This is a genomic window from Trichocoleus sp. FACHB-262 (genome assembly GCF_014696035.1).
GTDB lineage: Bacteria > Cyanobacteriota > Cyanobacteriia > FACHB-46 > FACHB-46 > Trichocoleus.
On sequence record NZ_JACJPK010000085.1, the window covers coordinates 1 to 22,745 of the forward strand.

Consider the following 22,745-nt stretch of genomic DNA (forward strand, 5'->3'; position numbering starts at 1 on the left):
ATACCCGACTGAGGCATTATTTAGCACGATTGCACCGGAAGACCTTGTGCTACTCCAAATCAGTTGAGATGTTGAAGTGTTCACTTCGGTTGCTGCTGCATTATTTGAAGTATCGGACAATTCCTCTCTCAGCTTAAATCATTACCTATTCAGCAACGCCCAGTGTAGAAACATCACTGGTAAGCATGGCGTGCCGTAGTTTTTCTTCTAATGTTTCGATCGCTCTATTTTCCATTGGTGGCTTCTCTTTTCCAATAATCTTTGAAGATGACAGGATTCATTGATTGCCAGAGCGTTATATTTCGTGTGGCTACCAGCATTCAAAAATAAAACTCCCGCTTTGTCAAAGATAGCCGTGTGGGAGTTTCTTTAGAGTGGACGACTTGAGCGATCGCCTCAATGTAAGCTAACGAATTCCAGTGGTTCGGATGGCGTGATATACATCAGTTCGGCTCCTTGGGGTTGCGCTTCTGATGGTTTTAGTTGCAGCCATTCCTGAAAACTCATCCCTAGTTGAGCGATCGCCTCAATTTCTGATTGATAGGATTCAAATCGACGGTTCGTTTCAACCATCGATTCTATAACTTCCAAAATTTGAGGAAGACGCTTATCGGCTTCTTTCTTTAGCTCCTCTTCACTAGGACCAAACCATCCTCCTTGAACTTCAACACGAGATAAAATTGCTGGTGGAAGAGATTTTACCCAAGCGCTGCTAGCTGGATTAAAGGTCCTGCCGAGACTAAATAAGTTTTCACGTTGCAGTTCAAATACAGCAGATTCATCTAAGTTAGGATCAATCCATTGGTAAATTTTAGTCAATCTTCGCAGGTCAATTGTTTCTTTGAACTGAGGTTGCAAATAAACTGCTGGGTTAGAAGTGAGCAGTAAATCCACATATTGTTTAATACGAGAACGAATTACTTTTGATCCTTCTTGAAATCGGCGTAAGGCTGTCTCTGGTTCCTCTAATTCTAGGTAGCAACGAGCTTCAGTGATATATGCGAGTGAGAGCGTCAAGAGATACTCATCAGCAATTTGACTGTCTAATTTAAGCTCTTGGTCGGTGTAGTCAGCATAAATATGCTCTGCTTCTAAGAATCGGTTGATTGCTGCCATTGCACTACGTTCACGGTTTTCTGGCTTGCTCATCGTGAAGGCATTCATTGCCATGTCAAGTGCAGCACGAAAGTTAGCATAGAAACCTAGATCAATTTTGCGATCAACTTTGATTAAAAGTTCTTGAGCTTGTTGTAAGCGATCTTCTAGTTCCCGAAGTTGTTTCGATATTACAGCAAAACCCATGACTGAAATGCCAAGGTTGAGTATGCTAGCAGCAGAAGTAACTTGCAAGATCCCCTGAGCATGTTGTATTACGTGCTGGAGACCACTAATCTGTTGTTCAATTCCACCTAAATGTTGGTTAACATCAGAAAAACCTTTACTAGTAATAGCTACATTAGCCCCCGTAGCAGTTGTATTAACCCCTGAAACAACAAGATTAATAAAACTGCTTGGGTCAGAAGGAGTTGGCAAGTTCTCTTTAACAGAGCCTGGGGCATATTCTCGTAGCCAAGTTACAACTTGCTTCGTTGCTGTGTCTCGAATAACACCCCCATATCGCTCATAAATTCCGCTAGCCAGTCCCTTTGCAATAGGTGCTGCGATGGCAAATGTTACTGTAAGGGGGTCCATTATCTTCTTCCAAGAGACTACAGCGGATTTTGTTCAAATCCTAATTCAGGATTCCCAGAATTCTTAGATACAGGATTCCCAGAATTCTTAGATAAAAGATGATTTCTAATATTGCAAAAGTTAGAGATAGCCAGCTTTTCTTAATGGCGACTTAGTGGTAATTCGATGATGAAGCTGGTTAAATTACCAGTACTTTGAACTTGAATTGAGCCGCCTAAATGTGTGACTAATTTACGAACTAAAGCTAAGCCTAATCCGGTTCCTGCCTGTTTCCAAGGGTCAGAATTGGGGATACGGTAGAACTTGTCAAAAATCCGGGTTTGTTCGTTTGGCGGAATTTCTACACCAGAATTACTGATACTCAACTGCAAAGTTTTTGGTTGAGCAGTAGCCGAGACGGTAATATGTTCCTGAGCAGGGGTGTATTTACAGGCATTACTGAGCAACTCGGCTAAAATGCGCTCTAGATGTGAAGCATCAGATATGAGAAAAGGTAATTGATCAGGAAGCTGGAGTTGGAGCTTTTGCTGTAAATTGTTGGCTTGTTCTACAAAAGGCTCAATGATTACAGGTAGCCAATTGTGCAAATTAATTACCCCTAACTCTAAGGATTGATTGCCTGCATCCAGCCGTTGCAGATCAAGCAAATCATCAATTAAATTAATTTCTCGCTCACATTCATCTTTGAGAATTTTTAGATAACGAGTCGTTTTGCTGCCTTCCGGTTGAGGTTTAGAGGCGTACTGGATGCGCTCTTTTTCTAAAGATAATTCCAGCATGTGAGTTGCCATTTTCATGCTGGCCATTGGGGTTCGTAACTCATGGGAAACCGTGCTGAGAAATTCATCCTTAAGGCGATTCAGCTTTTCGAGCGCTTCTACTTGAGCTTGGGAAGATTGGTAAAGCCGAGCTTGGCGAATGGCGATCGCGCACTGATTTGTTACTTGAAGTACCAAGCGAATTTCCAGTTCATTGAAAACGGCATACTTTTCTTTAAACAGCCACAAATCGCCAATCACACCTTGGTCGTCAAAAATTGGGCAAGCCAACATCGCCAAGCGGCCTCGACCGGAAGCTGGGATAATTTCGCAAAACTGCGAATACTGTCCTTGGTGAAGTTGCTGATAAATTTCGGGAAATTCAACTGCTTTTGGCACTAAGCGGCAGCCTACCGTATTAGGCATCATGTACTCGTGAGGAATCTTGGCGCAGAGCTGCTCTCCCCCATAAAGGCTGGTACCACAGCAAGAAACTTCCAACACATTAACCAGTTCTGCTATTGCCGTTTCAAGGATTTGGCTCTCATCCAGGCTGTCACGAACTTTATCGGTAATCCGTTTCAGCATCGCTTCATACTCCAGCGCTCGCTGCAATTGAGTCGTGCGCTCCTGCACCTGGCATTCTAAGTCGGCGTTGAGATGTTGGACCTGTTGGTAAAGCTCTGATTGCTGAATCGCGATCGCTACTTGGGTTGTGAGTCGTTCCACCAACTTGATTTCGGAAGGTTGCCAGCGCCGGGGACCAGAGCAATGATGAGCCAGGAGTAGTCCCCACAGTTGGTCTCCCTGCAAGATCGGCACAACTAAGTTGGCGCGGACGTTAAATTGAGCTAACAAGTTAATGTGACAAGGCGCAATCCCGGCGGTGTAAATATCCTCGACTGCTCGCACATGGCCCTGCTTGTACTGCGTAATGTAGGTGAGGGCGAAGCAAGGATCTTTCGTATTCTTGCCCAATACAGAGGGCCATTCGCTTCCAACCGATTCGACTGCGATCGTGCCGCTCCAGTCTGGTTCGAAACGATAAACGCTGACGCGATCGGTCTGAAGAAACTGTCGTACCTCGACAACTGTAGTGTTGAGGATATCTTCTAAATTGAGCGATTGCCGAATGCGTTGCGAAATCACCCCCATCAAGTGTTCCCACTCGGTTTGTTGGTGCAGTTCTACCATCGCTTTGCTGGCTTGAAGCAACCGCCGCACCCGTTGCCGTAACACGGCCCAATGGATTGGTTTGGTGATGTAGTCCGTAGCTCCTGCGGCAAAGGCTTGATCAACCGAAGCTTGGTCATCTAGTCCGGTGATCACCAATAGAGGGGTACGATCGCCTCCTGGTAATGTTTTGAGCTGGCGGCAACAGGTGAAGCCATCCATCACAGGCATGATGGCATCGAGCAAGACAATGTCTGGGCGGAGGCGAGCATAAATCGTTAAACACTGCTCTCCGTCTCGCGCTTCGGCGACTCGGTATCCTTCTTCCTCCATGGTTTCTCGTAACAGCGATCGCGCCGTTTTATTGTCATCGACAATGAGAATTAGAGGAGCATCTGGAGAGACAGAACTCATGCTGGGCACTTCTAGTCTGGGGCAGACTGCATTGGGGGTGAATAGAAGCTTTGTAGTGAACTTCTAGTGAATAAAGTTTTTGTTTATAATCTGCCCTAGTATGCCCACTGTTCAAGGTTCTCTATAGGGCAAAAGCGCGGATTCTACATCGGCCACCCCAGCAAGAAAGTCCGCAATTAAGAGGATGTCACTTCGATTAAGCGATCGCCGATCGCAACTGTACCGCCTTGGATCACCGTAGCTAGGACTCCAGTTTGGCGATGACCCAAAGTGGGTTGCAAGGCCGCAAAAATTGAGCAGTCTTGGGTGCCTGTATCTGGATTGACATCGACATTGACACAACGGTTGATTGGGGCTGCGATTGCCACTTGAGCAGTACCCAGTTGAAAAGTTTTGCCTACCCAGTTCAATTCCTCCCAAGCAGGAATGCCTGTGAGCATAACGTTGGGTCGAAAGCGGCGCGGATCAACGGCATGTCCTAACTTCTGACCTAAATCTTCTAAGCTGGCTTGGTTGATCAGCGAAATATGGACAGGATCTCGGTCAGGGTAGCGGGTGCTGTTGCCGTCTCCGACTAAACGCAAAGGTGCTTTTTCGGGATGGCGAGCGGTGGCAGTGGGTTGCAGCGCCGCTAAGTATCCGGTAAAAAAAGCGCCAATGCGATCGCGCCCTTTGGGTGTGTTAGTCACTTCAGCTAATAACTCTACCCCTTGCTGCTTCACCATTAACTGGCTGGTGCCTGGGTCATACTCACAAGTTAAGCTGGCTAAACCAGGCCAGTCAGCCTGCATGGCAAAATTGTTTTTCCTCATCCACGGCACTTCGGCTTCTGACTCCACTGAGGCTGCATCGGCATACATCAGGGCAAAGCCGCGATCGCCTGGAATGCCGTGGCCTGCTTGGAGCGAGACGCGATCGCCAGCATGAGGGGTTAGCCCTTTGATGAAATAGGTAAACAGGTGGGTGACTTCTATGGTGCTCATCTATCTGTTGTGCGATCGCTCTTAGATCAAAATTTCATTTCTAATCCTGCCATTTATTCCGGATACAGCCCTGCCTTCTGAGAAGAAAGGAATGGTAGATGCACCCTGAATTCAATCCCTGGCTTCGGCTGGGGGTTTTTTGTTTCTGGTCCAGTTGTAAATTTTTCAACCCGGACTCCGTAGGTTTAGAGCTAGGCAGGTACTTTTAGATGCATGAGTATGCATCAAACCCGCGATCGCCACAAATATGCCATTCTTTCCTGGGCGGTTTTGCTGGTCAGCCTCACAGAAACCCTTCTAGGAATTCCTACTTTAGCTCAGGGGAGTAGCAAACCCGCCAACCAATTACCGTTGCCGCCCGCCTATGTGGAGGCGATCGAGGATGCCAAGTTAGCAGAGCCGCAGGAAATTTACCGCAACCTCACACCCATTGTTTGGTACAACCCTGCTTTAGTTTGGGATCGAAGCCGCGTTTTAGTGACAGTGTGGACCACTTATCCTGGGTACACCAGCCGAGTGGGTGGTTTGATGCGTTTGCCTCTCGACCTTTGGGTCACAGCGGCTCCCGATTTACAAAATTTCTGCAAAACCTACCGTCCTACTCAGGAAGTCTCCCTAGCCTATCGGCTCAACCAACTGTTGGGATTGCCTCCAGATGCAGCGAACCAGTCTCGATCCATCGTGGAATTGTGGGTAGAACCGAGACACCTGTTTCGTCCCACGCCTGACCCTGACATTAGCGATCGCGAGGCAACCTTAGAATTTCCGCTGAATGAGTTTGTCACAACCCCGCCGAGTTATCAGGAGTGGTTTAGCGCTCAGTTTGCCAGTCGCTACCCCGCTACGGGTAAGTCTTATCCCTGGACCCAACTGGGATACACCTATGACTGGGGCAGTCAATCGGATTGGCAACGGGTTAAGCCAAATCACCCCGCTCAGGTGGGCTTAAGCGAATTTGTGGTTCGCCAGGGAGCCCAGGTAACAGTTCGTTCTACTCAGAGCGCTGAAGCGTATTGCCGCTAGCTCAACCGTTGTCTAATATTAGATCGCCCTGCTGATTTAGGATAAACGACCTGAGCGGGCAGCCAACTCCAGGATAATAGCTCATGACGTCCTCACGAGTCCTGGCAAACGAGGGTAATCGCAGTGACTTCCGGTGGACAAAAGAGCCGCCCAGGGAGATAAGTGCCGAGACCCCGGTTGACGTAAAGTAAATTATCTCCGACTTGATGTAAGCCGCTAGCCCATTCCCAATGCTGCACCACTCGGTGGCAATGTTTTCTCATAGACGGAATGGCGCTGCGGATCGTTTTAGGAATGCTGTAGAAAACATCTTCGTACAATTTGGAAATTGTGCCAAAACCAGGGATGACGACTTGACCGCCGTGAGTGTGGCCAGAAAGTTGCAAATCTACCCGCCACTTTTGCAGAATTTGGGCCGTATCCGGGTTATGGGAAAGAACAATCCGGGGCAGAGCGGGATCTAGCTCGCTGAGGACTGGAGTGGGGGTAAACTCTCCTGACCAAAAATCGGCTAAACCCACAAAGGCCAAATCGCTGCCCAAGGGGTAAGCCACTTGATTCCACAAAACCTGAGTGCCAATACTGGTGAGGGCAGCCGTGACTTCAGCTTGAGAGTGATCTTCGTGCAGATCGTGGTTGCCTAAAACTGCCAAGATGCCTAAGCGGCTGCGTAATTGCTTTAGATGCCGCACCAGATCATAAATCGGTTCTGGCTCATCCGTGACATAGTCCCCGGTCAGCAAAATTAAATCTGGCTCCAAGGCATTGCTAGCGGCGATCGCCTGGATGAGTAAATCGTCTGAGAGCCGCAGGCCATCGTAGTGAAAATCAGAAAACTGCACGAGCTTTGTATTGTGCAGAGCCCGAGGGAGCCCAGCGATCGCAACAGTCACAGGATCAACGCTTAACGGTCCAGTCAGGAGTCTGTGCATGGCTTCAGGATGGCTGACTTCACTGGCCTCAGCCTAGCATTTTGGGTCTGCAAATATACTCAGTCACGCAAGACGTAACCTACCCCCCGCACGGTTTGAATCAGGCGTTTTTCTTGGTTGGCTTCGAGTTTGAGGCGGAGATAGCGAATATAGACTTCAATAATGTTGGAGTCGCCCATAAAGTCGTAGCCCCAAACTTGCTCCAAAATGCGATCGCGGGTAATTACTTGGCGCGGGTGAACCATGAGGAAATCTAGCAGATCAAATTCTTTCGCAGTAAGTTCAATAGCGCGATCGCCCCGGAAGACTTCGCGAGTTTGGCGATTCAAGCTGAGATCTGTGAACTGTAAAACTTCTGGTTCAGTTTCTTGCACTCGTCGCAGGTGCGCTCGGACCCGCGCTAGCAGTTCTTCAATACTGAACGGCTTGACGACATAATCATCGGCTCCTGCGTCTAGCCCTGCCACGCGATCGCTAACTTCATCCTTGGCCGTGAGGAGCACCACCGGAACTTTATCGCCTGTGGTGCGGAGGCGACGACAAACTTCCAAACCTGACAAACCAGGTAGCATCCAGTCGAGAATAATTAAATCTGGCTTGGCATCTCGGGCTGTGGTCAGCCCTACGAAGCCATCGTGCGCCAGACTCACCTGATAGCCTTCATAGCTCAGCTCCAGCTCAATAAATCGAGCCAACTTCACTTCGTCTTCAACCACTAGGATGTGGGCTGGAGGGGCGGTCATAGTTTTACAGAGGGATTGGGTAGAGTGACCGTAAAGACGCTGCCCTCCCCTAGTTTGGAGCGCACCGTAATGCTGCCTCCCATGCCTTCGATCAAGGTTTTCACAATCGACAGCCCTAGGCCACTGCCTCCAGTCGAGCGAGAACGAGCTTCATCCACGCGGTAGAAGCGCTCAAAGATGCGGGTTTGGTGGGGGAGATCAATACCGCAGCCGCGATCGCTGACTTGGAGAGCGACAAACTCATCAAACTGATGCAAGCGTAAAGTTACAGGGGTGTGAGGTTCAGAATATTTAACCGCGTTATCGATCAAATTGATCAACACTTGGCGCAAACGGCTGCGATCGGCTTTGACATGAATCGATTCTGCCCCAGAACCGTGGGCATCAAGGCGCTCAATTTCAACTTGAATGGTATGACTACTGAATGGGTCGGCCATGCTAGCTACTTCGCGCAACAGTGCAGCTAAATCAATCGGTTCCCAGGAGAGATGCAAATAGCCGCTGTCGGCTCTGGCGAGATCGAGGAGATCTTGCAACAACCGAATAATGCGCTCGGTTTCGACCGCAGCAATATCCAGGGCTTCCTGCTGAGCTTCTGTTAAGTTCTGGCTACGGCGCTGCATACTTTGCAGATAGCCATGCACAATAGTCAGCGGCGTGCGTAATTCGTGAGAAACATTGCTGACGAATTCTCGCTGTTGTGTCCAAGAGTCAGACAAGCGAGACAACATCGTATTGAAAGTCTGCGCTAAATCAGTGACTTCGCTAGGGGCACTATCGAGTTGCAATTGTGCTTGTCCTAAGTCATCCACCGAAATAACTTGAGTCATCTGGCTCATCTCTCGCAAAGGTTGTAGCGATCGCCGAATATAAGACGCGATCGCCATTGCCAACGCCAGAATTGCTAGCAAATTGACTAAGCTTAAGCTGCGAATCAAGCCCAAAAACCGAGCTTGATCCCGGGTAATATCTTGAGCAATATAGAGTTTGCCGATGCGAGTGCCGTTAATGGCTAAAGGCTCGCTACTGAGCAACAAATAAGAGCCATTAATCCAAGAACTTTGGGGTTTAGTCGGCAGCCAGGGCAGAGAATCCACTGCCGCTACAATTTGGCTGGCCCGCTCCGTTTTCAAAGTTTCGGCTTGCGCTAAAACACTGCCATCCGGTGCCCTGGCCCAAATGAGCAGATTCGGACTAGTGACGTTGTTGATTGCCCGTCGCAACCCAATGTCTACCGGAATCATTTCGCTGTAAAGTTCCACATCACGCGGCAAGCGATCGGTGAGATAGATAATATTTTGTTTGTGAGAATCAATCAGAATTTGGTAGGTCGTCCAGGTTGTCCAGATGGCCACCCCACCAAAACTGAGAACTGATGCCCCTATAATGCCAACCGTGAGCCGAAATTGTAGCGAAAATGGATCGATTCGCCCCTTGTTTTGAGTAATTTTTGTGAGCAAATCGCCAATGAGATTCATTCAACTAGCTATTGGTGAAGATTCAATTTTGTCTACTCAAACCTATTTTTTTACTTCACAATCAAGTAAAAGTAAAACTTAAAAAGATGATGTGGCTCTAAACCAAATATTAGTTTTTCCTGAGAAAGTTAGATGCTTTAGCGATCGCTCAATTGACTGATACCTTGTTGATAAACCTGATCAAATACAGCTTCTAACGGAGCATGGTTACCTCGCATCTGATCCACCACTTGCTTTGCCCAGACAAAATATTCGCGCTGGCGATCGCGAGACCAGTCCGCCGGAGGTGAGGCAATAATATCTCGCAAATTAGAGATTTTGTCAGCCAGTTTCACCAACTTTGCCTTGTCACTTAAATGCGCTGCATGCTCAACTTGCTGTTGTTTTCGCTCTGGTTTGGGTAGAGATTTGTCATCTGTCACCTCTTTGACCAACTGCTGCACTTCCTCGCCAAACTCCTGAGCCAACTCTGCAAAAGTTGTTGCAGTGTCCTCAACCGTGTCATGGAGTAGTGCTGCCATAATTACCGCTGGATCTGTGACTCCTCCGGTATTCCACAACAAATTCACCAAACTAATTGGGTGATTAATGTAAGGAGAAGCCTCTAAATCTTTGCGTCGTTGGTCTCGATGCTTACGCGCCGCAAAATCTAAAGCTTGCCAGATCAACCCAGCTTGTTGCGATTCCATAGAACTGCTCCACGTCAGTACCTTTAGTCTATGAACTACAAGACTGATTTAGCTCTGAGTAATTTCGCGGAGTTTTTGTCAGACCAACTGGAACTCCTGCATGGCTGGCAAAAAATTGCTGTTTTCGTGACCCGACCGACTAAGTTTGAGCAGCACAAAGCGTTGCAGCGGTAAGAGCGATCGCCATTGCTCCAGCGTCAACCCTACCCCAGTTTCCGTAGCCTTCTCCTGCACACTCGCCGGAATTGCAGTTTCATCCATCCAAACAGGGCAGGCCTCAATCGGCAAATCACTCGCAGCGTGACCCGTATGCTCCATAACTATCCGCTGCAAATGCTCCCGATAACTCACAACCTCCGCCTCCATCAGACAAGGGAGATCTACCAAAGATTGCCGCTCCCCTTGCGTAAACTGATGCCAATGTTGCAACTTCAACTTCACACCACAAGTATCCAGCTTGTAGCGCACCTGCATGGGAATACAACGGAGAGACTCAACAAAATCAGCTTCAAACTGAAAAAAATCAGACATGAGGGAGGGGAGTAGAGGAGGGATGAAGGAGACAAAAAAGCCGAGAATGAGGAGCCAGGATTTAAAGAATAGAAGCTACGAGGTAGAGAGGCTCGAAATGCTGATAGTTAAACTCGTTTGGAGGGGGTCTGGGGGACGCAACCGTCCCTCAGCGGGGGTTTGGGGGCGAGTGCCCCCAAGGTTCGGATTTCGTAAATTTAGTGCTCCTTAGCATTCACATGACGAACCACCCAATAACTAATAGAGAGAGAGAAAATCGCGATCGCCAAACCAATCAACTCCACCCCCGTCGTCTTCTCAAAATCCAAAATAATAATTTTACGCGCCACCGCAATCAGCGAAGTCACCACCACCAGTTCCACTTGCACCACATGCTTGCGCAGATAAGCCGCAATATTTTCCAGAATCTCTAGCGCAATCAAGATATTGAGAAATAGCCCAAAGATCTCAATCAGCGTGGTGCTAAATAACCCAAAAGGCTCAGAAAAGATCTCTAAAATCAGAAATCTCACCAAATCAATCACTGCTACGGCTAAAACCACCACCATAGCAATCGACAAAGCTCTAGAAACTAATGCCTCAGCCCCACCCAGGAACCTGAGAAAGTTCTCATTGCTGCCAGCATCGGCACATTGTCTGGTGACTTTTTTCAGCGATCGCATCTTTACAGCGCTCAGCCAGATTAAGAAGATGGTGCGAGAATACTCGATCGCGCGGCGGGATGCAAATTCTCTTGAGGACTCATACCCGCTTTGATCGGCACCAATTGCACCGCGCAAGCTTTCAACTCTGGCTGTTTAGAATCGGGGCAACACTCTGGATGCGTCAGGGCATTCGCTTCGGCCTGGTCAGCCCACAAAAAGCCCCAATGCATCGGCACAAACACCGTCCCAGGTGCGATCGCCTTCGTTACCGTGACCGGAAAACGGGCTAAACCCCGCCGCGATCGCACCTCCACCCAATCTTTGTCCTGTAAGCCCAATTCAGACGCATCACGAGGATGAATTTCTAGAAAAGGATTAGGGTGCATTTGCCGCGTTTTCTCAATTCGTCCGGTGCGAGTCTGGGTGTGCCAGTGACCGTAAAGGCGGCCTGTCGTCAGCACCAAAGGATATTCTGGGTCAGGCCGTTCGGCTAAACCGCGAGAATGGTAAGCCCCAAAACGCGCCCGCCCATCGGGAGTGTGGAATCGAAGCTCTTGATAGAGTCTGGCAGGTTCTCCAAGCTTGACCTGACCCGAGTCTCGACAAGGCCACTGAGCCGGGCCTTTAACTCGTAGGCGTTCGTGGCTCAGTCCCGTCATTTCGCAAGGGCGATCGCGAGTAACTTGAGCAAATTCAGCGTAGACTTCCGCAGAAGTCGTAAAGGCAAACTGTTGAGCAAATCCTAAGCGCCGTCCCACTTCCGCAAAGATTTCCCAATCCGCTTTTGCTTCACCCGGGCGATCGCGAAACGCCTGACAAAGGGTGACTCGTCGCTCCGAGTTGGTCATCACTCCAGTTTTTTCACCCCACTGGGCTGCTGGTAAAAGTAGATGAGCATACTCAGCTGTTTCCGTGGGGAAGTAGGCATCTTGGTAAATGGTGAAGGGCGATCGCTTCAGCGCGGCTTTGGTGCGCTCCAAGTCAGGCATACTCACCGCAGGATTGGTGGCAGCAATCCACAGTACACCCACATCTCCCTGCTCTAGCCCGGTGATCATTTCCCAAGCCGTCCGACCTGGATGCGGAGAAATCTGCCCAGGCTTAAGGCCCCAAAACTGCTCCAGTTCCGCTCGGTGCTGGGGATTTTGCACCACGCGGTAGCCTGGAAGCAAGTGAGCTAAGCCACCTGCCTCTCGGCCCCCCATCGCATTGGGTTGACCAGTTAGAGAAAATGGCCCTGCTCCGGGCTTGCCGATTTGCCCTGTCATCAGGTGCAGGTTGATCAGGGTTCGGACTTTAGCCGTACCTTCGCTAGATTGGTTGACTCCCATCGACCAGAGGGAAAGTACTCGCTCAGATTCCCCCCAGTAACGAGCCGCGGTTTCTAAATCTTCCACGGCAATGCCACAGCGCTGCGCCGTCATCTCCGGCGTGTAATCTTGCATGACCTGAGCAAAGGCCGGGAAGTTAGCAGTGCATTCATCGATAAAGCTGACATCAAAGTGGCCCCACCGCATCAGCAAGTGAGCCATGCCGTTCATTAAGTCGATATCAGTGCCAGGACGAATAGCTAAATGGAGATCTGCGGCTTGGGCGGTGGCGGTTTCGCGCGGATCGACCACAATCATTTTGACGTGGCGGTTTTGCTTGTGGTACTTCCGCAGGCGATTAAAAATGATGGGATGACATTCGGCAGTGTTAGTTCCAATCAGAAACGCGCAATCGGCCAGTTCTAGATCGTCGTAGCAGCAGGGAGGACCATCGGCCCCGAAGCTTTGAATGTAACCAGAGACCGCTGAAGACATGCAAAGACGCGAATTGGCATCAAAGTTGTTGGTGCCGAGACACCCCTTCAGCAGTTTTTGTGCCGTATAGTAGTCCTCGGTTTGGAATTGACCAGAACCGTACATGCAGATCGCTTCTGGCCCTTGCGTATACCGGACGGTTTGCATGCGCTGCACGATGCAGTCATAAGCTTCTTCCCAGGTGATGCGGCGAAACGGCTGGGTTAAAGTATCCCGCAGCATGGGGTAGAGCAGGCGATCTTTATTCAACGATTCTGCGATCGTGGCTCCCTTGACGCAGACCATTCCTTGGCTAGAAGGATGAGCGCGATCGCCCCGGACTTGCCAAATGGGTGTACCAGCACTATCTCTGTTAATCGGCTTACCAGGCTGCGCGGGTGGCAGCACTTCTAAGCCACAGCCAACACCGCAGTAAGGACAGAGAGTTTTAGTCGAGTCAGTCATAACTGTCGTCTATTGGTAACCGTACGTCTAAGGGAAAAAATGGTAGCGTCAAGCGGCGAGAGCTATAGTGCTGCCTGCTTGACGCTTTTTCTCTGTTAGCGGTACGGATGTTCGATGGGCTTACACTTTTGATAAGCATAAATACTTACCATTCTAATGTAGGCAACCTGAAAATGAGGCAGCACGCCCCCTTTAGGGATGGGTGATTAGGAATTAGTATGTGATTCATCCGCCAACATAGGAATGGACTGGAGATCTGAGGTTTCAGCTTGGTCATCGTAGTGAGCCGCAAAGGAACCTTGGGGTTCTTGCAACAAGAAGGCGCACAAGCTGGCGCAAATCAGCGCGGCGATTCCCATCGTTTGGAATAGCACCTGAGCATTGGTAAGGCTGAAGATGGTTAGATAAACCACGCCACCAAAGTTGCCGTAGGCACCGACATTTCCAGCGACTTGTCCTGTGATCTCTTTTTTAATCAGAGGCACGATGCTGTAGGTGGCTCCACAACCAGCTTGGGCAAAGTAAGCCGAAAACATGGTGACAGCGATCGCCAAAGGAATGGGCCAGTTTTGGTTAATGTTATAGGCCAAGAGATAGCCAACGCCGATGCCAAACATGAGGAGGGTCATCGTCCATTTACGGCTCCCAAATTTGTCGGAGATCAAGCCGCCGCTGGGACGAGAAACTAAGTTGAGGAAGGGATAGCAAGCTGCGAGCATCGCTGCCATCACATGCTCTAGCGCAAAGGTGTTCTCGAAAAAGGCAGGCAGCATGGAAACAGCCGCGAGTTCAGAGCCAAAGCTGGTGACATAAGTGAACTCTAGCAAGGCAATTTGGCGGAATTGGTAGCGATCGCTAGGTTTATAGATTTTTTTGCCGCTCAACAATTCGCGGTTGACATCCCAAGCTTTGTGAGTTTGGTAAGCAAACAGAGCGGCCAGTAAACCCCAAGCCACCAACATTTGAGGCGTTTTGAAAAAGTTGATTTGGGGTTGCGCTAAATGCCATGCTAACAAGGCCAACGCCAGGATCAAACCTAAGTTGGATAGGATCAACGCCCAAAAGCTTTTAACACTGGTGACTTCGAGCGAGCCGCTGCGCTTGGGACGGTGATATTCCTGCCCGGAGGGAGTGTCTTGCGCCATCCGCATGTAGATGTAGCCGTAAATGGCTGCAACGATGCCACTCAGGGCGATCGCCACCCGCCAGCCGCTACTGCTGCCGACTAAAAAAGCACTAGCAACGGCAAGCGAGGGGAGAGCAAACTCCGCTGCAAAGGCTCCAAAGTTTCCCCAGCCGCCATATACGCCTTCGGCCACCCCAATTTCTTTAGGCGGAAACCACTCGGACACCATGCGAATGCCAACGACAAAGCCAGCGCCAACAATACCCATGAGGAGACGGCTAATCACCAACTGGCCGAAGTCTTGGGATAGAGCGGTGGCTAAGCAAGGAACGACAGCAAACATCAACAGCACGGAATAGGTAATCCGGGGGCCGAAACGATCCAACAGCATACCAATGATGATGCGGGCTGGAATTGTAAGAGCCAGGTTACAAATGCCTAACGTTTTAACTTGCTCAGTGGTGAGGTCTAAGTCTTTGCCAATGGTAGTAGCAAAGGGCGCAAAGTTAAACCAGCAAACAAAAGTGAGAAAAAAGGCAAACCACGTCAGGTGAAGAATGCGGTAGCGACCCCTGAATGACACCAATCCTTGAAGCACGTCAAAACCTTTGAATTCAACAGAGGGATCAATCCCTAATTCCAAGCGGGTAAAGTTGCGGGTACGGAGTGAGAGATAGCCCCAAAACCGATGAAGTTGTCAGAGCCAGAGTTAGTGCGCTAGGGCAAAGCGACTGTAGAGGAAATCGAGAGCGTAGTTACGGAGGCTGTAGTATTCTGGGCTTTCTAGCAACTGAGCGCGATCGCGAGGACGAGGGAAGGGGATCTCTAGCACCTCACCAATCTGAGCCGAGGGGCCATTGGTCATCATCACCAGGCGATCGGCTAGGAATAGCGCCTCATCAATGTCGTGGGTAATCATCATCACGGTGCAACGATGATCCCGCCAGATTTGCAGCAATTCCTCTTGCAGTTCTTCTTTCGTGATTGCGTCTAGCGCTCCAAAGGGTTCATCCAAGATCAACACTTCCGGACGAATGGCCAGAGCACGGGCGATCGCGACCCGCTGTTTCATCCCGCCCGACAGTTGCCCTGGTTTTTTGTCAGCGGCTTCTGTTAGACCCACCATTGCCAGGTGCTCCCGGACAATCTTTACCTTCTCGGCCCGTGGCTTGTCGGGATAGACTTCATCCACGCCGAGATAGACGTTGTCGAAAGCGCTCATCCAGGGCAGCAAAGCATAATTCTGGAACACCATCATCCGGTCGGGTCCAGGCTGAGTAATGCGTTTGGTTTGCAGGCGCACTTCTCCGGTGGTGGGTTTGTTAAAGCCTGCCACCATGTTTAGGAGGGTTGACTTACCACAGCCAGAGTGACCGATGACGCAGATAAACTCGCCTTCGTAGACCGTGAGATCAATGCCATCTAAAACTGTGTAGGGACCGTTGGGTGTGGGGTAGACCTTAGAAACGTTGTCAATAACCAAGAAGGGGTCTCGGTTCATGGCTGGAGATGAATCTAAGGCTTGACCGTCGAGAATTTGCATGGTTCCTAGGGGAGGAGGGATGAGAGGAAGGATGAAAAGGGAGGGAGGAGGATGAAAAACAAAAGCTAGGCGGCGATCGTGGGACTTGTAGAAGTAGGAGTGGTGGAAGTTGGGGTGGGGGTGGGTTGATCGAGGATGATTTCTTCGATGCGGATATCGCGATGGATGGTGAGGCGATTGAGATAACCGATGGGATCGTCGGGATTGAAGAGAGTGCCATCGAAGAGCTTGAAGGAATCACGATCGGGTTCGGTATCGGGCCAACCGAGTTGTCTAGCGGCTTCTCCATACAGATCGACCCGCCGGACTCGATCGAGAACTTCGACCCAATTTTTGGGGAAAGCAGTAATACCCCAACGAGCGAGTTGAGTCAAAATCCACAGCCCTTCTACGCGACCAGGACAGTTGGCTTGACCGACGTGAAACTGGTTGTAGCGAGGCAAGTTTTGGGGTGCTTCGCCGTTGCCGCGATTGTAAGGGTCGATGAAACCAGGCCGAATGTACTGGGCGGCGGTGCCGACATATTCAGGCCGAGCTAGCAGTTCTACAATCTCTTCCCGGTGGCGGCGATCGTCACAGTATTCGCAGGCTTCCAGTATCGCTTTGAGCAGGGCAATGTGCGTTTCAGGATGCTCGTTTGCCCATTCTTCACGCACTCCTAAGACTTTCTCTGGGTGTCCGGGCCAAATGTCGAGATCAGTGGCGATCGCATATCCCAACCCTTCCTGAATCGCCCGCGAGTTCCAAGGTTCACCTGAACAATAGCCGTCGATGTGGCCTGCTTTGAGGTTGGCGACCATCTGCGGCGGCGGAATGACAGTTAAGCTGACATCTTGATCGGGATCAATGCCTCCGGAAGCTAACCAGTAGCGCAACATCAAGTTGTGCATGGAAGCAGGATGGACAACTCCCAGGGTATGAACTTGGTCGGGAGCTTGACGGATGGCGTTTCGGAAGTCGGCTAGAGTTTTTACCCCTTGCTCATGAAACTTTTTGTCGAGGGTGATGGCATTGCCATTGCGATCGAGCACCAGTGCTGTTACGACTGGCACAGGCGCATTGCCACCCACACCAATGGTCATCGAAAGGGGCATGCCTGCCACCATCTGCGCGGCATCGAGTCGGCGACTGGTAATGCCTTCTGCAACCGTCTTCCAACTCGATTCTCGGACCAGATTGACTTCGTCTAAACCATGCTTCTTGAAGAAGCCCTTCTCTTTGGCGACTACAAGAGGAGCACAATCCGTGAGGGGAATAAAGCCAATGTCTAAGTTGACTTTTTCGAGGCCGTGACGGGCGATCGCAATATTCTGCTTGGCTTGCCGCTTCTTCGCCCGTTTTTGCTGGTTCAGGAAGTAGATAATCTCACTCCGCATACTGTAGTAATTGGGGTGGTTCACGACTTCTAAACGATGGCGGGGTCGCGGAATCGAGACTTCTAGAATCTGACCAATATGCGATTCGGGACCATTCGTGAGCATGACGATGCGGTCAGACAGGAGCAGCGCTTCGTCTACGTCGTGCGTCACCATCAGGCAAGTCACACGGCTCTCTTCGCAGATTTTCATCAACTGCTCTTGCAGGTTCCCTCTGGTGAGCGCATCTAATGCTCCAAAGGGTTCATCCAGTAAAAGTAACTTGGGACGAATGGCTAAGGCACGCGCGATCGCCACCCGCTGTTTCATCCCACCTGACAACTGACCCGGACGCTTATCCGCCGCCGCTCGCAACCCCACCAAATCAATATGGTGTTCGATGATGCCCCGTCGCTCTCCTTTAGGCAGGTTCTTAGCGACTTCATCGACAGCCAGGGCAATGTTTTCGCGCACTGTCAGCCAAGGCAACAACGAGTAGTTTTGGAACACCACCATGCGATCAGGTCCGGGGGACGTCACTTGCCGACCTTCCAAAACCACACCACCGCTGGTGGGCTTATCCAAGCCTGCCACGATGTTGAGTAGGGTCGATTTGCCGCAGCCAGAGTGCCCGATTAGAGAAACAAACTCACCTTGGCGAATTTTTAGCTCAATATTTTTCAGCGCGACATAGCTGCCGCCATTGGAAAGCGGGAAGACACGGTCAATGTGATCGACTTCAACGAAGGCAGACATGGTGCTAGGAGGGATGAAGGATGAGGGATGAAATTAGATCGGTGATTGAGAGAGAGATGGTAATCGCTGAGTCATGCTGAGCATCAATATGGCTCACTCAGGCATTTACTTCTGTTCTTCAGTAACAACCAGAGAAGCGACGTAGTTGACTAGCTTGTCCAGGAGTAATCCCACCACGCCGACGTAAACCAGGGCCAAAATAATTTCGCTGATGCGGGAGCTATTCCAGGCATCCCAGATAAAGAAGCCGATGCCAACGCCACCCGTAAGCATCTCAGCCGCTACGATCGCCAGCCAGGAGAGACCAATGCCAATCTTGAGTCCCGTGAAGATGTAGGGCACCGTGGCGGGAAACAGGATCTTGAAGAAGTACTTTTGCTTGGAAAGCCGCAGGACTTTAGCGACGTTGTTGTAGTCTTGCGGAATTTGCTTCACGCCAACGGCTGTGTTGATCAAGATCGGCCAGATGGCGGTAATGAAAATAACGAAAATTGCGGAGGGGTTGGCTTGGCGGAACGCAGCCAAGGAGATCGGCAACCAAGCCAGAGGCGGAACCGTGCGCAAAACCTGAAACAGAGGGTCCAAGGCCCGAAACATTAACTTGTTCGTGCCAATCAAAATTCCTAAGCCGACTCCCACAATCGCAGCCAGAGAGTACCCGATCGCGACTCGCTTCAGGCTGGCAAAGATTTGCAGAGCTAAGCCTTTATCGGTGTCACCGTTATCGAAAAAAGGATCAATAATCAAATCCCAAGTTTCGGTGACGACTGTGGTAGGTGCTGGCAGAGGAGCTTTGGGGCCTGAGCAGAGAATTTGCCAAATTACCAAAAAGATGAGGATTGCGACTACAGGAGGAATCACATTGATTGCCTGCTTCCGTAGCTGAGGCAGCAAGTTGGCAGGGAAAGAATTGATGGCGTTACTACTCGATCTAGCTGTCATGCTCTCTTGTTCCTCGTTAGGTCGCAGGTGAGAAAAGAAGGGTAGGAGCTTAGACAATCAAGCCCCTACAAATTCACGGTTGGACTTAAACTTCGACTTTCTTGATTTGCAAACTCTTGAGGTAAGCTTCTGGATTCTCAGGGTCAAACTTGACGCCATCAAAGAAGGTTTCCACACCGCGAGAAGGGCTCTTAGGAGTCATGGCTTCTTGGCCGAGTGCCTTAGCCGCTTCCCGCCAGATGTCTTCCCGGTTCACAGCATCGACTAGTTTCTTGGTGTCTGTTTCTGGCTCAAAGTAACCCCAGCGAATATTTTCGGTGAGGAACCACTGGTCATGGCTCTTGTAAGGATAGGAGGCATTGTCAGCCCAGAACTTCATGATGTGGGGGCTGTTCTCAACCACTCGACCATCTCCGTAATCGATGCGGCCTTGGGCTCGCTCAATAATGTCTTTGGCTGGAACCTTGAACCATTCCCGTTGGGAGAGGATGTCACACATCTCCTCTTTGTTTTCTGCCTTGTCGCACCAGATCTGGGCTTCTTGTACTGCCATCAGGAGGGCCTTGGCTGCTTTAGGGTGCTTATCAACCCATTCAGCCCGCATGGCGAAGGCTTTTTCTGGGTGGTTATTCCAGAGTTCTCCAGTGGTGAGAGCGCTGTAGCCGAGTCCTTGGTTGACGAGCTGAGCATTCCAAGGTTCGCCAACACAGAAGGCTTCCATGTTGCCGACTTTCATGTTGGCGACCATTTGGGGCGGTGGCACCACGATGGTAGAAGCATCTTCATTCGGATTTAGGCCACCCGCTGCGAGCCAGTAGCGCATCCACAGATCGTGAGTGCCACCGGGGAAGGTAACGGCGCACTTGGTTTCTTTCCCGGCGGATTTAGCTTGGGCAAAGGCATTTTTGAGCGCATTGCTCTGCAAACCCACTTTCAAGTCTTTGTAGGTATTGGCAACGGAGATGCACTGACCGTTGACGTTTAAACGCGCCAAGATGTACATCGGTACTTTCTTGCCATCAGTCACTTTGCCTTCTGAAATCAGATAAGGCATCGGAGACAGGATATGAGCGCCATCGATCCCACCGCCCTCGGAACCCAGCACAATGTTGTCACGGGTCGCTGCCCAAGAAGCCTGCTTGGCCACTTGGACATCCTTCATGCCGTACTTCTCAAATAGACCCTTTTCCTTAGCGATGATCAGGGGAGCGGAATCTGTTAAAGCAATGAAGCCGAGCTTGGCCGTGGTGACTTCTGGCGCATCAGCGGCGGCAACATTAACCGCAGGAGCAGCACTGGGGGAAGTGCTAGCAGCAGTATCGGTCGAATTGGAGGACGTACAGCCGTGGGCGAGTAGAGTACCTGCGGCTGTAACGCCTGCTGTCAAGATGAATTTCCGTCTCGAAAACTTCGTCATCCTCGTTCACCAATACTCAAGTTATAAGTTGTGAAAATTTTGGGGTGTTGGTAGTTTTCTATACCAACAGCTTGTCATTACCCTACCGATGTTGCTCTAGATAAAATGTTACCCATGAGCAATTTTGAAGTTTTTCTACAGGTTTTGGCGTTTTTGTCTGTAGCGAAACATACTTGTGGCTTTTAAGCCGTAACTACCTACCTCGCAATCCATCCTGGGGATGTGAGGCTTGGGGTGCGAGCAGGGATCTCTCCCTCAATGTGCCTCTCGGTTATCACCGTGATTGAGCGAGAGGCAGCGAGGAAAACAACGGCTAATCAAGCATCAATCACAACCTTGCCGATGGGATGAGCAATACAGGTTAGAATCCAGCCTGCGGCTTGCTCACTGGCATCCAATGCATCCGGTTCACCTTCATATCGCACTTGTCCTTCCAGCAGTTTTTGCTTGCAAGTGCCACAGGTACCCGCCTGACAACTGCTATCTAGCTCTACTCCTGCTTGAGTTGCCACATCCAATAACGTATCTGCTTCGGTACAAGCAACTTCTTTGCCAGACTTAGCAAAGCTAGCGATCGCAGGTTGAGCGGGAGGAGCAGGGGGAGCCGAGGGAACTGGCGTTGCCACTGCCACAGGTTGATAGCTGGATGCCGCAGGGACATTGACAGCCGCAACCGGGCTAGGAACTACCTCTTCTTCTACGGAGAATTGAATTTGAGCAGAAGTTTTTAGGGGAGTCGTGCGGATTTGAGCGCCAAAGTTTTGGATCAGGAGATTCGTGAGAAATGGTTTGAGATCTTCGCAAGGAATCGACTTTTGGACACAGGTGCCTAAAACAGCATGTTTGCCCACCTTGCCACCCATGTAGAGGTCTACGCCTTCCACCGTTTTGCCATCTTTGCGAACTTTAGTCCCCATGAGGCCAATATCAGCCACTTGAGGTTGACCACAGGAGTTGGGGCAACCTGTCCAGTGAATCCGCACCGATTTCGGCAAAGAGAGTTCTGAATCCAATTCTTGAATCAGGGCTGCGGCGCGGTTCTTGGTTTCAATCAGGGCAAAGTTGCAAAACTGAGATCCGGTGCAGGAAACCAGCGATCGCGAGAGCGGCGCAGGATCAGCGGTAAAGCGTTGCAGCAGAGGTTCTTTCAGGAAGGGGCCTAAGCGAGAATCAGGAATATTGGGAACAATCACATTTTGTTCAACACTGAGGCGAACCTCTCCACTGCCATAGACTTCGGCGAGACGCGCTAAGTCGAACATATCTTGGGCGTAGAGGCGGCCTACCGGAACATGTAGTCCCACATAATTTAGTCCGGGTTGCTTCTGAGCGTGAATGCCGACATGGTCACGCTTATCCCAGACAATCTCATCTTTGGGAGCAGCCGTCTGGAGCGCATGACCCATTTGTTGCTCAACTTCTGAGCGGAACTTGTCGAGACCCCACTCATCAATCAGCCACATCAAGCGCGCTTTTTGGCGATTAGCCCGCAGACCGTGGTTGCGGTAGACCAAGAGAATCGCTTCACACAGAGCCACCACATCGCGGGGGTCAACCCAGACATTCATGGGGATTGCCGCTTCACAGCGCTTGGCGGAGAAGAAGCCACCGACTAAAACATTGAAGCCTAGGTTGTTGTTTTTGTAGGCGGGGACAAAGGCGATGTCATTGATTTCCGCATGGACTGAGTTATCTCGGCAGCCCGCGATCGCAATATTGAATTTCCGGGGCAGGTTGGTAAAGGAGGGATTGCCTTCACCGTTGTTGGTGATCATGTCCTGCACTTTACGGACGATGCCGCGAGTGTCGATTAACTCGTCTGCATCAATGCCTGCAACAGGAGAGCCTGTAATGTTGCGGACGTTGTCCATGCCAGACTGGATACTGGTGAGGCCCGCTTCCTCGAAGCGACGGAAGATATCGGGTAAATCTTCGATGCGGATGCCGCGTAATTGAATATTTTGCCGAGTGGTGATGTCACCAGTGCCATCTTCACCATAGCGCTGGAGTACTTCGCCGAGGACTCGGACTTGGCCGCTAGTGAGGATGCCGTTGGGAATCCGCATCCGCAACATAAATTTGCCAGGAGTGACAGGTCGGAAGAAGACACCCAACCATTTGAGGCGGTAGTCGCGATCGGTTTCATCCATCGCTTCCCAGCCAATTTGAGCAAAGCGATCAAGTTCTTTTTTGACCTCTAAACCGTCTTTTTCAGCTTTGAGCTTCTCAAATTTATTGCTTCCAGTCGCTGGATTGGTTGCTGCGGTTGTCATGAATCTACCCGTGTCACTGCTGGC

At 50.3% G+C, this 22,745-nt stretch carries 17 protein-coding genes and 1 pseudogene; 2 read left to right on the forward strand and 16 right to left on the reverse strand.

From position 1 onward, the window contains the following. Positions 1 to 137 (forward strand): annotated as a pseudogene (locus H6F68_RS16700) (IS1 family transposase); the annotation flags it as partial. 259 nt (positions 138 to 396) lie between these two features. Here the strand turns inward: H6F68_RS16700 and H6F68_RS16705 are convergent. The 3 genes from H6F68_RS16705 to H6F68_RS16715 form a co-directional block, all read right to left on the reverse strand. Then, positions 397 to 1,533 (reverse strand): hypothetical protein, encoded by a 1,137-nt coding sequence (locus tag H6F68_RS16705; protein ID WP_199300136.1) that lies wholly within the window; start codon positions 1,531 to 1,533, stop codon positions 397 to 399. 299 nt (positions 1,534 to 1,832) lie between these two features. Further along, a complete protein-coding gene (locus H6F68_RS16710) occupies positions 1,833 to 4,037 on the reverse strand; it encodes a GAF domain-containing protein (RefSeq protein WP_190560716.1) in 2,205 nt (734 codons plus the stop codon). A 176-nt stretch (positions 4,038 to 4,213) separates the two neighbouring features. Then, on the reverse strand, positions 4,214 to 5,020 hold the full coding sequence (locus H6F68_RS16715; protein ID WP_190560718.1) for an MOSC domain-containing protein: 807 nt from the start codon (positions 5,018 to 5,020) through the stop codon (positions 4,214 to 4,216). A gap of 213 nt (positions 5,021 to 5,233) precedes the next feature. Between H6F68_RS16715 and H6F68_RS16720 the strand changes: the two genes are divergently transcribed. After that, entirely contained in the window at positions 5,234 to 6,043 is an 810-nt protein-coding gene (locus H6F68_RS16720) for a hypothetical protein (RefSeq protein WP_190560720.1), read from the forward strand. Between the two features lie 92 nt (positions 6,044 to 6,135). On the opposite strand, the gene H6F68_RS16725 is transcribed toward H6F68_RS16720, so the two are convergent. From H6F68_RS16725 to H6F68_RS16785, 13 genes are all read right to left on the reverse strand, one after another. Then, entirely contained in the window at positions 6,136 to 6,975 is an 840-nt protein-coding gene (locus tag H6F68_RS16725) for a metallophosphoesterase (protein ID WP_190560722.1), read from the reverse strand. Between the two features lie 59 nt (positions 6,976 to 7,034). Further along, the gene (locus H6F68_RS16730) at positions 7,035 to 7,718 is read right to left on the reverse strand and encodes a response regulator transcription factor (RefSeq protein ID WP_190560724.1); all 684 of its coding nucleotides are present in this window, start codon (positions 7,716 to 7,718) and stop codon (positions 7,035 to 7,037) included. Further along, positions 7,715 to 9,196: a cell wall metabolism sensor histidine kinase WalK gene (locus H6F68_RS16735; RefSeq protein WP_190560726.1), complete on the reverse strand. Its 1,482-nt coding sequence runs from the start codon at positions 9,194 to 9,196 to the stop codon at positions 7,715 to 7,717. The genes H6F68_RS16730 and H6F68_RS16735 overlap by 4 nt, the downstream gene beginning before the upstream one ends. A 137-nt stretch (positions 9,197 to 9,333) precedes the next feature. After that, positions 9,334 to 9,885 carry an HD domain-containing protein gene (locus tag H6F68_RS16740; protein ID WP_190560728.1) on the reverse strand — a complete coding sequence of 184 codons (552 nt, stop codon included), beginning with the start codon at positions 9,883 to 9,885 and terminating at the stop codon, positions 9,334 to 9,336. A 78-nt stretch (positions 9,886 to 9,963) separates the two neighbouring features. After that, positions 9,964 to 10,416 carry a nitrate reductase associated protein gene (locus H6F68_RS16745; RefSeq protein ID WP_190560730.1) on the reverse strand — a complete coding sequence of 151 codons (453 nt, stop codon included), beginning with the start codon at positions 10,414 to 10,416 and terminating at the stop codon, positions 9,964 to 9,966. Positions 10,417 to 10,613: 197 nt separating this feature from the next. Then, complete coding sequence (locus H6F68_RS16750) at positions 10,614 to 11,195, reverse strand: phosphate-starvation-inducible PsiE family protein (protein ID WP_313930182.1); 582 nt, start codon at positions 11,193 to 11,195, stop codon at positions 10,614 to 10,616. Beyond that, positions 11,099 to 13,309, reverse strand: a complete 2,211-nt coding sequence (locus tag H6F68_RS16755) for a molybdopterin oxidoreductase family protein (RefSeq protein ID WP_190560732.1) — start codon at positions 13,307 to 13,309, stop codon at positions 11,099 to 11,101. The genes H6F68_RS16750 and H6F68_RS16755 overlap by 97 nt, the downstream gene beginning before the upstream one ends. Before the next feature lie 206 nt (positions 13,310 to 13,515). Beyond that, the gene (locus tag H6F68_RS16760; protein ID WP_190560734.1) at positions 13,516 to 15,033 is read right to left on the reverse strand and encodes a NarK family nitrate/nitrite MFS transporter; all 1,518 of its coding nucleotides are present in this window, start codon (positions 15,031 to 15,033) and stop codon (positions 13,516 to 13,518) included. A 111-nt stretch (positions 15,034 to 15,144) separates the two neighbouring features. Further along, positions 15,145 to 15,978 carry a nitrate ABC transporter ATP-binding protein gene (locus H6F68_RS16765; protein ID WP_190552325.1) on the reverse strand — a complete coding sequence of 278 codons (834 nt, stop codon included), beginning with the start codon at positions 15,976 to 15,978 and terminating at the stop codon, positions 15,145 to 15,147. Between the two features lie 65 nt (positions 15,979 to 16,043). After that, positions 16,044 to 18,089 carry a nitrate ABC transporter ATP-binding protein gene (locus tag H6F68_RS16770; RefSeq protein WP_190439729.1) on the reverse strand — a complete coding sequence of 682 codons (2,046 nt, stop codon included), beginning with the start codon at positions 18,087 to 18,089 and terminating at the stop codon, positions 16,044 to 16,046. A 105-nt stretch (positions 18,090 to 18,194) separates the two neighbouring features. Next, positions 18,195 to 19,031 carry a nitrate ABC transporter permease gene (gene ntrB, locus H6F68_RS16775; RefSeq protein WP_190439727.1) on the reverse strand — a complete coding sequence of 279 codons (837 nt, stop codon included), beginning with the start codon at positions 19,029 to 19,031 and terminating at the stop codon, positions 18,195 to 18,197. Positions 19,032 to 19,116: 85 nt separating this feature from the next. Further along, the gene (locus H6F68_RS16780) at positions 19,117 to 20,448 is read right to left on the reverse strand and encodes a CmpA/NrtA family ABC transporter substrate-binding protein (RefSeq protein ID WP_190552323.1); all 1,332 of its coding nucleotides are present in this window, start codon (positions 20,446 to 20,448) and stop codon (positions 19,117 to 19,119) included. A gap of 317 nt (positions 20,449 to 20,765) precedes the next feature. Further along, the gene (locus tag H6F68_RS16785) at positions 20,766 to 22,721 is read right to left on the reverse strand and encodes a ferredoxin--nitrite reductase (RefSeq protein WP_190560736.1); all 1,956 of its coding nucleotides are present in this window, start codon (positions 22,719 to 22,721) and stop codon (positions 20,766 to 20,768) included. Between the last annotated feature and the right edge of the window lie 24 nt (positions 22,722 to 22,745).

Bases quoted from the DNA above. Each gene is read 5' to 3' on its own strand.
- ntrB (WP_190439727.1), bottom strand. From the start codon at position 19,031: ATGACAGCTAGATCGAGTAGTAACGCCATCAATTCTTTCCCTGCCAAC.
- H6F68_RS16730 (WP_190560724.1), bottom strand. From the start codon at position 7,718: ATGACCGCCCCTCCAGCCCACATCCTAGTGGTTGAAGACGAAGTGAAG.
- H6F68_RS16735 (WP_190560726.1), bottom strand. From the start codon at position 9,196: ATGAATCTCATTGGCGATTTGCTCACAAAAATTACTCAAAACAAGGGG.
- H6F68_RS16765 (WP_190552325.1), bottom strand. From the start codon at position 15,978: ATGCAAATTCTCGACGGTCAAGCCTTAGATTCATCTCCAGCCATGAAC.
- H6F68_RS16785 (WP_190560736.1), bottom strand. From the start codon at position 22,721: ATGACAACCGCAGCAACCAATCCAGCGACTGGAAGCAATAAATTTGAG.
- H6F68_RS16745 (WP_190560730.1), bottom strand. From the start codon at position 10,416: ATGTCTGATTTTTTTCAGTTTGAAGCTGATTTTGTTGAGTCTCTCCGT.
- H6F68_RS16740 (WP_190560728.1), bottom strand. From the start codon at position 9,885: ATGGAATCGCAACAAGCTGGGTTGATCTGGCAAGCTTTAGATTTTGCG.
- H6F68_RS16780 (WP_190552323.1), bottom strand. From the start codon at position 20,448: ATGACGAAGTTTTCGAGACGGAAATTCATCTTGACAGCAGGCGTTACA.
- H6F68_RS16715 (WP_190560718.1), bottom strand. From the start codon at position 5,020: ATGAGCACCATAGAAGTCACCCACCTGTTTACCTATTTCATCAAAGGG.
- H6F68_RS16720 (WP_190560720.1), top strand. From the start codon at position 5,234: ATGAGTATGCATCAAACCCGCGATCGCCACAAATATGCCATTCTTTCC.
- H6F68_RS16755 (WP_190560732.1), bottom strand. From the start codon at position 13,309: ATGACTGACTCGACTAAAACTCTCTGTCCTTACTGCGGTGTTGGCTGT.
- H6F68_RS16770 (WP_190439729.1), bottom strand. From the start codon at position 18,089: ATGTCTGCCTTCGTTGAAGTCGATCACATTGACCGTGTCTTCCCGCTT.
- H6F68_RS16710 (WP_190560716.1), bottom strand. From the start codon at position 4,037: ATGAGTTCTGTCTCTCCAGATGCTCCTCTAATTCTCATTGTCGATGAC.
- H6F68_RS16725 (WP_190560722.1), bottom strand. From the start codon at position 6,975: ATGCACAGACTCCTGACTGGACCGTTAAGCGTTGATCCTGTGACTGTT.